General features: G+C 52.2%; 8 protein-coding genes. 5 read left to right on the top strand and 3 right to left on the bottom strand.

Annotation, left to right across the window (positions count from 1 at the left end; genetic code table 11):
* Window positions 1–11: 11 nt before the first annotated feature.
* Genes RIC19_RS13670 through RIC19_RS13655 form a run of 4 tightly spaced genes read left to right on the top strand, consistent with a single transcriptional unit; the run spans window position 12 to window position 8,870 of the window.
* Window positions 12–2,735 (top strand): GH116 family glycosyl hydrolase, encoded by a 2,724-nt coding sequence (locus tag RIC19_RS13670; RefSeq protein WP_350178890.1) that lies wholly within the window; start codon window positions 12–14, stop codon window positions 2,733–2,735.
* Between the two features lie 10 nt (window positions 2,736–2,745).
* Window positions 2,746–3,552, top strand: coding sequence for a hypothetical protein (locus RIC19_RS13665; RefSeq protein ID WP_350178889.1), 807 nt, complete (start codon window positions 2,746–2,748; stop codon window positions 3,550–3,552).
* 19 nt (window positions 3,553–3,571) lie between these two features.
* Window positions 3,572–6,397 (top strand): alpha-L-rhamnosidase-related protein, encoded by a 2,826-nt coding sequence (locus tag RIC19_RS13660; RefSeq protein ID WP_350178888.1) that lies wholly within the window; start codon window positions 3,572–3,574, stop codon window positions 6,395–6,397.
* 40 nt (window positions 6,398–6,437) lie between these two features.
* A complete protein-coding gene (locus tag RIC19_RS13655) occupies window positions 6,438–8,870 on the top strand; it encodes a hypothetical protein (protein WP_350178887.1) in 2,433 nt (810 codons plus the stop codon).
* Here the strand turns inward: RIC19_RS13655 and RIC19_RS13650 are convergent.
* From RIC19_RS13650 to RIC19_RS13640, 3 genes are read right to left on the bottom strand one after another with little or no spacing between them, the layout of a single operon-like run.
* The gene (locus RIC19_RS13650) at window positions 8,867–10,684 is read right to left on the bottom strand and encodes a sodium:solute symporter family protein (protein ID WP_350178886.1); all 1,818 of its coding nucleotides are present in this window, start codon (window positions 10,682–10,684) and stop codon (window positions 8,867–8,869) included. The genes RIC19_RS13655 and RIC19_RS13650 overlap by 4 nt on opposite strands.
* A 2-nt stretch (window positions 10,685–10,686) precedes the next feature.
* A complete protein-coding gene (locus tag RIC19_RS13645) occupies window positions 10,687–12,294 on the bottom strand; it encodes a sulfatase family protein (RefSeq protein ID WP_350178885.1) in 1,608 nt (535 codons plus the stop codon).
* Complete coding sequence (locus RIC19_RS13640) at window positions 12,294–13,748, bottom strand: arylsulfatase (protein ID WP_350178884.1); 1,455 nt, start codon at window positions 13,746–13,748, stop codon at window positions 12,294–12,296. The genes RIC19_RS13645 and RIC19_RS13640 overlap by 1 nt, the downstream gene beginning before the upstream one ends.
* Before the next feature lie 185 nt (window positions 13,749–13,933).
* On the opposite strand from RIC19_RS13640, the gene RIC19_RS13635 reads away from it, so the two are divergent.
* On the top strand, window positions 13,934–15,862 hold the full coding sequence (locus RIC19_RS13635) for a sulfatase-like hydrolase/transferase (protein ID WP_350178883.1): 1,929 nt from the start codon (window positions 13,934–13,936) through the stop codon (window positions 15,860–15,862).
* Window positions 15,863–15,871: the final 9 nt, after the last annotated feature.

Here is a 15,871-nt window from a genome sequence, read left to right as displayed (position 1 = left end):
CCAATCAACTTATGAAACGCAGACATTTTCTTAAAACAGGAGGGCTCGGGCTCACTGGAATAAGCCTGGCACATCAGCAGCTTAGTGGATTTTCACTCGATCAGGAAAGACTATCAGCGGATTGGGATGCCCTGACGGAACAGTATGACCGGCCACCGCAGGTCGAAACCCATAAACGGTCAAACCGGGTCAGGAGCGGAATGGCACTGGGCGGTATTGGTACCGGGGGTATTGAGCTCAGGAAAGACGGTAACTTTTACAACTGGTCCATCTTCAACAACCAGCCAAAAGGTACCGGATCTGTATTCGAGCTGCCGGACCTGCCGCATTCTAACCTGGAAGACAGCCTTCTGTTTTTCCTGGTCCGGTATCAGGTAGCGGGCGAGCAACCCAAGCTGAAAATACTACATCTCAACGATGGGCTGCGGGAAGGGGGGCTGGAAGGCATCGCTTATTATTACCCCTGGATGTCGGGTGTAGAGCAGATCGATTACGCTGCCCGTTTCCCCATCATCAACATGCGTTTCCAGGATCCGGAGATGCCCTTTGATATTGAGCTGGAGGCTTTTTCTCCCTTCATCCCGCATGATATCAAGCACTCTGCCCTGCCGGTCATCTACTTCGATTTCAAGGTGAAGTCCAGAATTGATAAACCCGTGGAGGTTACTCTGGTAGGCACGCTGCGGAACCTGGTGGGCTACGATGAGGTGATGAAGCACTTTAAATCAGAGCATGAAACTACTTCAGGCTATAAGTATTTTATGCACGATGCCGGCGGCATGGACCAAAGCCGAAGCAGCTATGGGCAAATGGGCCTTGGTGCTTTGGGCGGCGATGAAGTTTCCTATTATCTGGGCTGGGAGCATAAACACCCGTATTACGAAGAGCTGTTGGTCAGCCCGCGTTTCCCAAATATAGACGATACGCCAAACCGGAACATCAAAACAAAGGACGGAGCGTTAATCGGCAGGGTAGGAGGGCGCACCAACGATCAGCGGTGTTTTAGCTCTATTGCAGTATCCCGGACGCTTCAGGCAGAGGCGGAAATGGAAGGCCAGTTTTTTATGAACTGGTATTTCCCCAATGCTTATGGTGCCATTCACGACCGGGACAAGCTCGGTCCGGACCGGCCTTTGAAGCAGCGGTATACCAACGGGCTAAAGCCTACAAAGCGTATCGGTCACTACTACGAGAACTTCTTTGCCGGTTACCGTGCTCTTGCCGATTACTGTATCGAACAGAAAACGGACCTGAGGCAACGTACCCGCCATTTTATGGAGGGCATGTATGCCACAACTACTGACCTCTATATCCTGGATCAGGTTAATTCTCATTTCAACACTTTCATCACTTCAGCAACCCTGACTAAAAACGGTAGCTTTGGGATACGGGAAGGCCTGACGCCCAGCAAGTCATGGGGGCCAAATATTACTGCTGATGTGAGCCTCTACGGCTCCGTGATGATTACCGGGCTTTTCCCGGAGCTGGCTAAAACCATGATGCGCCTGCACCGAAACCTGCAAACAAAAGAGGGCAGTATCCATCATGGCCTGGGGTATGACCTGGACTATACCCAAAACGGAACCTTCGGGGTGAACCACCGGGTAGACCTCACGCCCAATTACATTCAGATGGTGCTTCGTGATTACCTCTGGACTAACGACAAAGCCTACCTCGAAGAGATGTGGCCTTCTGTCAAAAAAGGCATTGACTATGTCCTTCGTGAGCTTGACCAGGACGGTGACCAAATGCCAGATATGCACGGTATCATGTGCAGTTATGATAACTTTCCAATGTACGGGCTGGCCGCCTACCTGCAATCGCAGTGGGTCGCAGCGATGTCCCTGGCGGGCATAGCAGCAGCGGATATGGGAGAGGCGCAACTCGCAAAAAAGTACCGGGAAATTGCGGACCGCGGAAAACAGCTAATGGAAGACTACCTATGGAACGGATCATACTTCCGGCTCGCCAACGATTACCACGGTGAAAAGGGCAAGGACGAAGGATGCCTGACCGATCAGTTGATCGGGCAATGGGTAGCCCATACAGCCGGACTGGGACGATTTTGGGACAAGGGCAAGATCCGGAAAGCACTCCAGTCTGTTTTGGATTATTCCTTCATCGACGGGCAGTTTTTACGCAATTGTACCTGGCCGGAGCACCGGGATTTGTTTCCCATTCAGGATACCAATCTTTGGGTCGATCAGGCCAATACCCCCTGGACCGGAGTGGAACTGGGCTTTGCGTCTTTCCTGATCTATGAAGGTATGATTGAAGAAGGTAAAGCAGTAATAAAAGCCATTGATGACCGTTACCGAAAAGCCGGCTTATACTGGGACCATCAGGAGTTCGGGGGGCATTATTACCGCCCAATGTCGGCATGGGCGACCATGAATGCCTTGGCAGGATTAAGCATTGTGAGAAACGAATACCGGTTTAACCCGCCTCGACTGACCAAAGGTACAGACCGCTTCTTCTTTGCCGCAAGTACTGGCACCGGCCTGTTTATTGCTGATGAAAAGGGAAGATGCGGGATCAAAGCCCACAGTGGTTTCCTGGAACTCCAAAGTTTAGGGCTAAGCTCTGAATGCTGGGCGCAGGGAAAAGATGCCGGGCTGTTGCTCAACGGGCAGAAGGTGGAAATAGCAAAATGGACGGAAGAGCCGGAATGTCTTGTCGCCCACTTTGTCGCCCCCCTGAAGATACAGGAAGGGAAAATGCTCAAAGTGGTTTAACTTCACCTGTATGAAGCACTTATTGACGGTTTTGCTGGTTCTTGCCCTGGGCTCCGGTTGTGATCAGGACTCCACCGTGACACTTCGAAGTGGTAATTTGGAAATGTCCCTTGATGCTGCCACAGGTGGCCGGATTGCTGCTGTGCAATACCAGGGCATCTCTTTCCTGAAAACAGAGCGGGACAGCCAGAATCTGCAATGGGGGAGTACTGTCTGGCCGGCACCACAATCTGCCTGGCAGTGGCCGCCGCCCGACCGTATGGACAAAGGCGCTTACCAACTAATGGAGAAAAGCAAGTCCAAAGTAGTGCTGCGCAGCCCCGTCAATGCCTACCGGGAGCTCCAGCTGGAAAAAGCCTTTGAAGCGTTAGGGAAAGATACCATCTTGGTAACCTACACTTTTGTCAACCAGGGGTCAGACACCATACGCGCCGGAATTTGGGAGAATGCGCGTGTGCCACTTCGGGGAGCCGTCAACTGGCAAGCATCTGCTTCTCCCGCTGATACCATCCCGGGCTGGAAGCGCATGGGCCAAGAGGTTACCTTAGAGCTGGGAGCGCACCAGAAAAAGCACAAGCTCTATATTGATGCCAGTGCAGCCCGCCTTAGGTATACCCTCCGGGAAATGGTATTGGAACGCGCCTGGGCCCCATTCCTGCCAGCAGAAGTAGCTCCTGGCCAGACTTCTGTTGAAATTTACTATGACCCCTTTGCCAAATTTGCAGAGCTGGAATTGCATGGCCCGTACCAGGCATTAGCGCCTGGAGGCCGTAGCGAACTTAAAGTCTACTGGACTGTACGCCCGCAAAAACCCTAATTTTTGGAAAATTTTAATAATGAGGCATATATTCTGGTTAATCGGCTTTTGGATGATGATGGGTTACCAATTGGGTGCTCAGACCGCAGAGCCCACCATCGTTTGGATTAGTCCGGAAGGAGGAGAACGCAACGAGTATGTCTTCTTCCGGCGCAGCCTGGATTTGGCTGAGGCACCAGAAAAAGCAATACTGAACCTCTACGCCGATTCCCGGTATGCCTTGTATGTGAATGAAGAATACGTTGGCTTTGGCCCCATCCGCTCGTATCACGCCAACCCTTTTTACGATACGTATGACCTTACTGCACTTTTAAAGAAAGGAAAGAATATCATTGCAGTCAAGGTACTCAGCAATGGCATGGAAACCTATCAGCTGTTTGATTACAAAGGCGGTTTTGCGGCCTGGGGGCAAATCCGGTCTGAAGGGGCAGTCATTGATTTGGATACTCAAGAAAAGTGGGTAGCACGCAAGTCAAACGGTTACGATCAAACGGCTCCCAAGTTTTCCTTTGCAACGGGCGCTATCGAAAACTGGGACAGCCGTGGAGAAGCCGACTGGTATCATCTGGAAACTACAACTAAAGATTGGCAGTTCCCCGTGCCACTCACTGATCAGAGCCAATGGGGCCCGTTCCGGCAGCGCCCCTTCCCACCGCTTACTCAAGATAGGGTAGAGGCACTACAGCTCCGCGGTGCGTATCCGATAAAAGACGATGAACTGATTTACTCCTTTCGTATCCCAACCAAAGATGAAATCCACAGCGATTACAATGCGTCTCAGACTGCTCTGGGTTATACTTACCTGGTTTCACCCAAGGCCCAAACGATAGATGTCGGGTTATGGTGGGGCGATTACTATCTCAATGGAAAAAAACTAAAACCGCAGCCTACAGATCCCGCCCGCAGCCAATACAGGCAGACTTACCAGATGGAACTCAGGAAAGGGCTCAACGAGCTGACCTTCCGCTACGGTATCATTTGGGGATCATGGGATTTCTACATGGCTGTGCCTAAATCAGCTGATGTAAAGGTCGTTGGTGAGCGTACCGGCAGATCAAACCCGCGTTTTTACACCTGCGGCCCCTTCGGCACTGATGCAAATGAAGCGCTATCTGGAATTGATATGACCAAGCCGATTGCCAAAATCCGGGAAGCAACGGGGCAGCCGTGGGTGCCGCACCTGAAATCAGAGGATGCCAATCAGCCCGCCCGGGACCTGGCTTGGTACGAATTTGATACGGAAAACCCGTTTTCAATGGAGTCCGGGCTGGACGGGGCTTATACGATTCCTGCAGGCTCACAAGGTATTACCCTTTTATTTGACCTGAATGAAATCCAACTTGGTCAGGTCTTCGTGGAAGGCGACTTCCCGAAAGGAACCCAAATTGACATCGGCTTTAGCGAAGAGCTGGGGCCCGGAGAGACTCCCTGGTTGTACAAGCGATATCAGATCGGGGCAGGTATCCGCTTTATTGCGGATGGAAAGGAGGATCAGTATGCTTCCTTCAAGCCCTATGGGATGAAGTATTTGCAAGTCAATTTCTCTGGCCATGAGCGGGCTTTCCAACTCAGGGAGGTGGGGGTAATCCGACAGGTTTACCCGTTTGAACAGGTCGGGCAGTTCTCGTGTAGCAATCCGCTGCTAACACGTATTTGGGAAGCCGGCTGGCGCACTCTGCAACTGTGCGCTGAAGACACCTATACTGACACGCCCTTTCGGGAGCGGGGCCTATATGCGGGTGATATGTTACCGGAGGTGGCTATTACCATGGCGATGGCGGGCGATATGCGGCTGGCGGAATACTCCCTCCGGGTGTTTCAGGATATGTACCGGGAGGAAATGGAAAAAGGGCTGGAAAACCGCCATAATGATTTCCCGCTCTGGACGCTTATTACCATGGACTACGTGGCTAAGTATACCGGAGACTGGGCACTTGCCGGTGAAGCTTACGGCAATTACGCTTCCCTGTTGAAGCATCATTTGCAAAAGAAGAACGAAAAGGGCTTGATCCCTGCGGATAAAGTCTTTTTGGAATGGAGCAAGATCAACAAATCTAATGCCGCCATGACAGCCTATCAGGCGCAGCTAGTCCGATCCATGGAGGTATTAGCACACTGGGCAGAGCGGTTCGGGCACCCGGAAGATGTTTCTCTATTCCGGAGAGAAGGTCAGAACCTGAAGCAGGCTGTCAATGAACATCTTTGGGATGCAAAGCGACAGGCTTTTTATGATGGCTGGAAAAACGGAGCGCCCATCCCCAATTATTACCCTACCTCAAGTATCTGGCCTGCACTGCTGGGGATAACAGACCCTGATAGAACACAAAATATTATCCACTTCCTGAAAACGGAGCTGATGGATATCGGAGAGGAGCACCGCAACCGGAAAATCACGCCTTACTCATCTTTTTACCTGTTTGCGCTGCTTTACCGGGAAGGGGAGGCTGAGCTTGCAGAATACTTTATGAAAAAGCACTGGGGCCCGATGGCCTTGCACAGCTGTACGCCCACGGTCTGGGAAAACTTTAGCATTGCCGGCAATCAGGGTACTTCCAGCCATGCCTGGAGCGGGCATCCCACCTACTTTCTGGCTACTGAAGCGCTGGGTGTCAACCTCGGATTCAATAAGGCATTGGACCGGGATGAAATTCTTATTGCGCCTCAATCTGATCAGCTTAGCTGGGCGGAGGGAGTAGTTGCTCATCCGGCAGGCCCGGTGAAGGTCCGTTGGGTCATTAAAGGCGATCAGCTGTGGCTCAGCTACCAGGCACCTGAGGGGGCCTCTGTGAAAGTCGCACCCAAAGGACGGCTGGCGGGTTTTGATTTGAAGGTCAATAAACTCTGATATGATGAAGAGGTTGCTTGTTTTCCTACTCTTTTGCAGCATGAATCTATCCTCGGCAGGTCAGATTTTAACCCGGAGCGAACCCGGAGCAGCCGAACCCTTGCAGATCCTGACGGTCTACACTGATCAGCCCGGACAGCTAAGTGTAATCGATGGAAACGGGCAGACTTATCTTGAAATGCCCATCAGGGACTCTCTTCAGTTTACTGTTGGTGGCGCATTGGGCAATCAGCTTTTACTGTTGCTGGATTCCAAGGGGCGCATTTTAGCTCAGCTTGCTTTTGAAATGGAAGCCCGTACGCAAATAAATGACAGTTCTGAAAGGTATCATGATTTACTGAATACCCTCTATCACTCGATGATGGGGTGGAAAGGGCAGGAAGCCGAAATGGTGCGCTTCCAGGACCGGCATTACCACTTTTTTGTTCGCTGGCTCCGCGATCATGTGCATACACTAAAGGGAATGAAATACTTCTATCCGGAATTAAAGTCCGGAATAGATTTGTACGCTGATTCCCAGCGGGAGGATGGCATGATTTGGGACAACGTCAACGAACGTTTTCAGGAAAAGACCTGGTGGGACCGCCGGTTCCGGTACGGAGGCTTTATCCGTGATGCGGAAAACGGGCGGCTGGAATTCCGCAGGATTCCGGTCGAAAACGATGTGGAATACCTTTTCATCGAGGGCCTGTACTATACCTGGAAAGCCACCGGCGATGACCAGTGGATGGCCTCCAACCTCGATAATGCCCTTCTGGCCCTGCAATACGCGACTACCGACCCATACCGCTGGTCAGAAAAGTACCAGCTGCTCAAACGAGGGTTCACCATCGATACCTGGGATTTCCAAACCACTGAAGATGCCGCAAGGGTAGGGGGCGATGTGATGGTGGTGAAGCTGGACACCACCCGCTTTGGCATTATGTACGGAGACAATACCGGAATGGCTGCCTCCTGCACCTACCTGTCTGAAATGCTCGCCCATGCTGGCCAAACGGAAGAAGCCGAACGTGTGGATCAGCTGGGGCATAACTTGCAGGCCCGAATTGACAGCCTGGCCTGGAACGGGCAATTCTACACCCACCACATTCCGGAATACTCTGACGTGCACCGCGACCTCGGCGTAGACCAAAGCCAACAGGTTTCCCTATCTAATGCTTACACTCTGAACCGGCAAATATCCAGAGATAAAAAGCGGGCCATCATTGAAACCTATCAGCGTATACGTGAAGAGATGCCGGCTTCTTCTCCCGGCGAGTGGTACACCATTTATCCGCCCTTTGAGCGAGGCTTCGGAGTTGGCGACCATTCTGAAAAATGGGAATACATGAATGGTGGCGTTACCAGCATCGTGGCCGGCGAACTGGCCCATGGCGCTCTACAGAACGGGCAGGAAGCTTACGGTGTTGATATCTTAAATCGCATTCAGGCACTCGCACAAAAAACAGACGATTATCTTCACTGTGCCTACCGCGGGGCTATGCCGGAACCACCGGTACGAAATTTTCAGCCCTTATCGCTGGGAGCACTCGTTAATATTTCTCACCCTGGTGGTGCCCTGTACAATGACCAACCTATTACAGCTAACCGGGAGAATGGGCAGCGAGCGTTCAACGGCATCCCCTTCCTGATTTCAGAGGGAGCTGAGAATGCCCTGCGCATTACTGAAGCGAACCGCGTACAAACCCTTGAGGTCAATCAGAAAGCACAGTCCATTTATTTACTGCACACCGGTTCTTCAGGCCGGTACACCGGTGAAATCAAACTACTATACTCGGATGGCACAACCTTTACCGATTACCTTGACCGGGAGAAAATCGGCAATTGGTGGTTTGAAGCCATTCCGCGCAAGAAGGGGCCGATATGCAGGAAAGCCTGGCGCAGCAACGATGAGCATCATTTTGTAGCTTACTACAACTACGGGCTGAACAATCCACATCCGGAAAAGACGATAGATGCGATTCAGTTTACCGGAACAGAAGATGAGCGGGAGTGGATCATTAAGGCTGTAACGCTCAGCGATCATTCAGTATACTTTGCACCCGGTATCGTCTCCCGTGGCATACCAGACAACTGGGGTGCCGCTGCGGTCGTGTACGCTTTGCTGGAAGGACTGGCAGGTGTTAAAGATCAGGGCGTTGGGATGGACTCCGTAGAGATTGCTCCGCGCTGGGCGGCTACAGATGAACAAAAAGTGGAAACAGTGGTGCACCTGCCTTCATCTGATGGTTATGTGGCGTATCAGTATGAGATGGATCAGCCGGGAAGGCTTATAACTTTAAAAGCTACAGGGAATGCGGTGCATAGAAGTTACCGGATTCTTCTGCCGGAAACCTATAGTAGTGCTGAAGTAACCAGAAATGGGCAGCCTTTGCAGGTTAATATGCAGCGTTACGGGCAGTCCCGCTACGTCACATTCCGAACAGCGAAGGGCGGGGTAGAACAATTCCGAATCGAATTATCCGCTAATTAGTAAGCCTCTTCGCCCTCAATTTTATCGTACCAGTTAAGCTTGAGAAAGACAGAAGTCAGCACGATCACGCCCAGGCACCACCACAGCTGTTGATAGTCCTGTATGACCAGGAAAATGCCACCGGCAGCCAGAGCGGTCTGCCAGATGATGCCCACCGCAACGTTCAGCATATCCCGACCAAAATGCGGATTGGGCTGAAACCCGGGGTCTTCCTTCTGTAGGGCTTGGATCACCGGTTTCCAGAAGCCCCAGGGACGGGTTTTACGGTAGAAGTTTTTTAATACCTCGAGGTCATCCGCCGGCGTGTAAATGCTGCCAAAGTAGGATCCTGCCCCGGAAACCAGGAGGATTACCGGGAAGGCATTCAGTGGAGCGATCTCCGGAAACAAAGCCGGTATGGCAATCGCGCCAACCATGCCCGCCATCATACCCCAGAAGTAACCGTGCCCGTTGAATCGCCACCAGAACCACTTGAGCACATTCGCAGCAGTGTAGCCACCCCAAAGGGCTGCGGTGATCCATTGTACAATAGCATTAAGGGATGTGACAAACAATCCTATAAAAGTACCAACAACGACTACCCCTATCGCCACACCGTAACTCATACGCACGTAAAAGTCTTCGCTGCGCTCTGCGTTGATGTAGCGCTTGTAGATATCGTTGACAAAATAAGCAGGTGCGGCATTCGTAGTGGCGGCAAAAGTAGACATGAAAGCCGCCAGCAACCCGGCAATAAGTAAGCCCAAGAGCCCGGTGGGAATGAAGTTCGCCATAGCAAAGGGAAGCACAAGCTCAAAGTCCACACTTTCCATGCTATTGAGGTTTTCGGAGAAAAAGACAAGGGCCAGAACGGTCAGGCCCGCAATAAACATGTAGCGTGGGAAGTAAAGCACCAGGCTGACCAGACCACTCATCATTAGCGCTTCCTTAGGCGTCCGGGCGGAAAGAATCCGCTGCATGTCGTAGTTGGGAGCCGGGCCCGCCAGGCTTTGCAATACGCCTTTGAACAGCAGCAACATGAAAAAGATGGAAAATAACTCCCAACCGTCTTCGCTGATTTTCTGATTTGCGGATTCCATAATACCGGTCCAGTCCAACCCGAGCTCCCAGCCAAATGCAAGCGAGCGCCAGCCTTCGGGTATGTACTGATCAAGCATCTCAGGGCTGACCTGCTGCATGGCAATGACACCTACAGCCACACTGGCAATCGTCATGATGATGAACTGCAGCACCTCCGTAAAAACGACGCTAAACATGCCACCTTTGACAACATAAACCGTGGTCAGTGCGGTGATAATCAGCCCGTAAAAGACTTCGTTCCAATATGGTTCAGGTGAAAGTTCCCAGGGCAGAAAGATAGCAGCAAACTTACCGATGCCAATAAAGCCATAGGCCAAAAATCCAAGCACATTAATGAGTGCAAATACGATGACAATGATGTGAGAAAGATTCGCCCCGGTGCCACTGCCAAACCGGAATTTGATCCACTCTGCACCCGTCGTCACTCCTGACCGGCGCAGCCAGGCAGACAGAAAAATCATCAGAAAAATCTGATTAAATGCCGGCCAGAGCCAGGGGATGTAGACAGACTTTAGCCCGTAGATAAACAACAGCCCTACCATCCACATCGTACCGCTGATGTCAAACATACCGGAAGCATTCGATAGCCCCAGCATGTACCAGGGAATTTGATTGCCGCCCAGAAAATAGTGTTGTGTGCTTTTGGATGCCCGCCGGGAAATCCAGAACCCAATCAACAGGGTAAGGATGATGTAACCAACGATTATTGCGATATCAACTGCTTGCAGTTTCATGTTTAGTCAGGTATTTCGGGTTGAAAGGGTTCGGCTTCAAAAATTCGGGCCGGACGTTCCTGATAGTCTCCACCCAGGTCTCTGGGCTCGCAGTACCAGACTAACTGGCCAAGCGTGTTGAGGGAAGATGGGCAATCCCTGGCATCCGGATGAGTCTGCCGAAAGTAATTTAGCATAATGCCCTGCAATTGTTCCACCCGTTGTGATTGCCCGGCATCATAAGCAAGATTGGTTGTTTCTCTTGGGTCACTTTTAAGGTCATACAGCCGGTGGTACATCCCGGAAGGCCCGTACCCGGTACCGTAGCTCATCGTCTGATCCCGGGCCCCGGCTGTGAAAATATACTTCCAGCGGTCATTGACCACCATGGCTTTATTATCCAGCAGGTATTCTGAAAACAGGTAAGTGGTGTCTGTTTCGGCTACTAAGCCGAATAAGAGGTCCACCAGCCCTGCTCCCTGAAAATCAGCAACCTGGCTACTGCCGCTTAAAGCAGCGATGGTGGGTGCGATGTCCACGAACGAGACCGGAGTGGAAAGAACGCTGCCACCGGGCAGGCCTGCTCCATGAAAAATCAAAGGCGCGCGGATGCTCTCTTCCCAAAAGCTATGCTTTTCGAACCGGCGGTGGTCATTCAGCAGATAACCCTGATCTCCAAAATAAACGATAAGGGTGCGGTCGAGCATTTTTTGGGCTTCCAAACTGTCCAGCAACCGGTCAATCTGAGCATCCATATGGGTCACCGATCGGTAGTAGGAGGTGATAATTCCCCTTCGCTCTGGCTCGGTCAAATCCTGAAAAATCTCCGGTACCCAGCGATCATCTTCCGGGCTGCCCTGAGGGAAGGGTATACTGTCCGGGTGGTAGGTATTCCAGTACTCAACCGGAAAAGCAAAAGGCGCATGTGGTTCATGAAAAGCCAGCCAGGTGAGGGATTTGCCGGACTGCTGCTCCTGCATAAACGCCAGGGCCTGGTCAACGAAGAAAGCAGCTTCAGTATCTGCTTGTCGCCGGGGTACGGGAAGCATTGCCGCATTTTTCTGCCAGGCTACGCCCTCGCCCGATTGATTTGCACGGGTGGGTATGCTGTCCGGTATTGGAAGAGGCTGACGGCTCTTTAGCCATTGCCGGTACTCTTGTTTGCCTACATTAAGGGTGAAGCCATGATCGGGCGGCCCATCTTTATAAAGGGGTGCCCAAACCCAGTTGTTGAAGTGGTTCTTGCCAATAATTGCGGTCGCAAAGCCCTGATCCCTCAAGTGTTCAGCAATGGTGATGTTCCCTTCGTCCGGAAAAGGCGTGAAGAGCATGTTGACTCCCGTGGCGTGAGGATATTTCCCGCAGAGTACGGATTGCCGGGAGGCGCTGCAAATAGGGGAGGTGGCGTATGCTTTTTCAAATCGGACCCCACCTGCTGCGAGACGGTCAAGCCCCGGCGTTTGGATGTAGTCATTGCCATAAGCGCCAACGGCCGCAAAACCATGGTCGTCGCCTACAATCACCAGGATGTGGTCGAACTCCGGAGCGGGTCCGGCCGGTTTGTGATCGGTGGGCTGACAGCTGATAACCAACGTGATGAGGCCCGCCAGGAGTATCGTGATCACGCTCATTATTCCACGGCTTCTGTTTTGAATAACGGCCAGTTGGGGTCGGTATGGTGAGCGCGGGCAGCCAGTTGAGCCAGCTCCAACACGACTTCCGGGTGCTGCCCGGCGAGGTTTTGAGTCTCGCCGGGGTCTTCGTTAAGGTCATACAATTCCCAGGGTATATCAGGCTGCTCAAAGACACCGTTACGCAGGGCTTTCCATTTGCCTTTGCGTACCGCCTGTTTTTTACCTTGTTCGTAGAAAGCAAAGTAAAGGTACTCCGGAGGCATTTGCTCCTGCCCCAAGAGGGTGGGCAGGTAAGATTGCCCGGTAATCTGTTCAGGAGGTTCAACCCCTGCAATGGCACAAGCCGTTGGTAGAAAGTCATGAAAAGCGGAAGGGAAGGCCGTGGTGGTGCCAGGCGCAATCGTGCCCGTCCATCGGGCTACAAAAGGCATGCGTATACCGCCTTCGTATACATCGCGTTTACCACCTCGATAAGGGCCATTACTGTCAAAAAATGCGGTAAAGCTTCTTGTTTCCTGCATCGGGCCATTGTCGCTTGTGAAGACAATCAGGGTATTTTTACCCAGCCCCAGGCTATCTACCAAGTGGGTGATTTGCCCCACATATCCATCAAGACGCTCAATCATAGCCGCATAGCCTTTGCGCTCTGCGGGCCAGTCCATCTCCTGAAAACGGCCGAGCTGCGGGACCTCCTGCCGCTCGCCTACGGGGGCTTCCCCGTTGTCGTGGGGAATGGTATAGGGCAGATAAAGAAGGAAGGAGGAATCCTGATGTTCCTGTATGAAAGCCAACGCTCTTTCCGTGAAAAGGTCGTTCGAATACTCTTTCTTTCCGATCGAATAGCTGCCGTAGCCGCCGTGCCAGGCGGTGCTGTCCAGGTACTTGACGGCATTATTCAGGTGCACTTTTTCTCCGTTGCGGACCAGGTATTCCGGCCAGTAGTTATGCGCCAGCACCTGATCAGTATAGCCATAGAACTCATCCCAGCCCTGCTGGTTGGGATCGCCTTCCGTGCCGGTGATGCCGAGCCCCCATTTGCCAAACATGCCGGTGACGTAGCCTGCGCCCTTCAGGGCTTCGGCGACTGTGATGCTGCTGTCGGGCAGCGGCATTTGCCCATGGGGCTCCCATTGCATATTGCCGCGTATAGCTGCCCTGCCCATGTCTATACCCGTCATGAGCACACAGCGCGAGGGGGCACAAACGGAGGTACCTGCGTAGTGATCGGTAAACATCATGCCCTCTTCTGATAGCCGGTTGATGTTTGGGGTTTGGATGACAGACTGCCCGAATGCGCCGATATCCCCGTAGCCAAGGTCATCCGCCATGATGTAGATGATATTTGGAGGGCGGACAGCCGAATCGCCCGCTTTTTTAGGATTTTCATTGCCGCAGCTCCAAAGGCTGAGGGCGATTAAAAACAGGGTACAGGGGAGTTGAATTCGCTTCATCGAAATGATTGTTTAGGTTTATTCGTTCAGCAGGGCAGGGTGCAGGAAGCCACAATAGACTCGATGCGTTGGGTTCTAATGCCCCCTGATTCTAAATGTAGGTTCTCCGGGATATTTAACTGTACTGTGCTGACCTGAGAAAAGCCTGCAGCGGGTTTGCTATTTTGCTCCTTAAAAATAGTGAAATGCGCACCGATGCTTTTGTTTTTGTTGTTGTTATCCTGATGGGCTCCATCTTTAGCTGTAGTAAGCGAGCCCCGGAGCAGGGCGTTGCATTACCGCCGCCCAATATCGTCTGGTTTGTCAGTGAAGACAACAGCCCGCTACTGGGGGTGTACGGAGACACCCTGGCGCACACGCCAACCCTTGACAGTTTTGGCAGAGCCGGGATTGTTTTTGATAATGCTTTTTCCAATGCACCGGTTTGTGCGCCTTCCCGCTCTACTTTGATCACTGGTATGCTGCCCGTTACCTTAGGCTCTGAGCATATGCGTAGCAACGTGGAAATCCCCGCCCATATCCGGTTCTTTCCCAACTACCTGCGCGAAGCCGGCTATTACAACTCCCTGCGGTTAAAGCGAGACTACAACATCCCAGGTCAGGACAGTACCTGGGCTACCGATGATTGGTGGCTTATGGAAGATGCTCTTTCAGATCGAAACGCCGGACAGCCCTTTTTCCTTTTTTACAATACCTGGATGACCCATGAGGGTAAAATCCACAACCACGATAAAAAGTGGGCGTACTTCCGGAATACCTTCGAGGACCTGACCGAGGCGCAGCAGGATAGCCTGATCGCCCTGATACCGGAAACCGACCCCGCTAAAGTACAGGTGCCTCCCTATCTGCCAGACGTACCCGAAGTCCGGGACGATATAGCCCTGTACTACGATGATGTGGCGATGATGGACCAGGAGTTCAAACGCTTTTTGGACAAGCTGCGGGCCACGGGCGAAATGGACCGCACCATTATTATTTACAGCAGCGACCATGGTGGCGTCATCGGGCGCAGTAAGCGGTTCCCCTTTGAGTCGGGGCTTAAAGTGCCGATGATGATGTGGTTTCCGGAACAATACCAGCATTTAGCGCCAGCGGAAATGGGCAGCCGGGTGGAAACTCCTGTCAGCTTTCTCGACCTCATACCCACCTTTCTGGAGTGGGGCGGAGCTGAAGTGCCCGGGCATTTGCAGGGCGAGTCTTTTGCCGGAAAAGACCAATTGGCGGCTATGGACGACTACGCCTTTGGGTTTAGGGGGCGGATGGACGAGTCTTATGATCTGGTGCGGACCATACGGGATAAACGGTATCGCTATATCCGGAATTATTACCCCTTCCGGCCAAGCGGGCAACATATCCGATTCCTTTGGGAGGCTGCCAATGTACAAGCCTGGGAAGCCGCTCACCATGCTGGCAACCTGAATGATCTACAGGAGCAGTTCTGGCAGCCCCGCCCGCCGGAAGAACTTTACGACACAGCAGCAGACCCCCATAATGTCCATAATCTGGCGGAAGACCCGGCATTTGCAGAGGTGCTGCAGCGTATGCGCAACGCTCTGAAAGCTTACAATTTGGAACAACAGGATGTTGGGTTCCTGCCAGAGGGGCTGCTATTTGCCCGGTACCGGGAAGACAGCACACTCTATATGGAACAAGGGCAAGCCGCTCCTCTGAATGCCATCATTCAGGCAGCAGATCACGCAACGCTCAATCCCTCAATAGATGAGATTGGGAGGATGATGCAAAACGAACATCCGGCTATCCGGTTCTGGGGCGTAGCCGGGGCCCTCTGCCTCGGTGCAGATGCTGATTGCCTAAAAGATGCACTCCTGCCTCTCCTGCAAGACGAAAGCGGGGAGGTGCAAAGCTTTACGGCTGAGGTGCTCTACAAATTGGGTGAAAAAGAGGCTGCTATCTATACCTTAAGCAAGCTACTGGAATCAGATAATCCTTATGTGGTGTTGCGGGCACTGAATACACTTGAGGCCTTGGGCCCGTCATTACCTCCTGACTTGCACGAAAAAGTGGCAGCACTGACGGTATCACCAATTGCAGAAGAACTTAGTTATATTGAGTGGAAAGCCAAATCCCTGGTGGGTGACCTTGGGGGTAATTGAACGTAAAAA

This window comes from Phaeodactylibacter sp., from assembly GCF_040219495.1.
Taxonomy (GTDB): Bacteria; Bacteroidota; Bacteroidia; order Chitinophagales; family Saprospiraceae; genus Phaeodactylibacter.
This window is presented reverse-complemented; position numbering and strand designations above follow the sequence as displayed.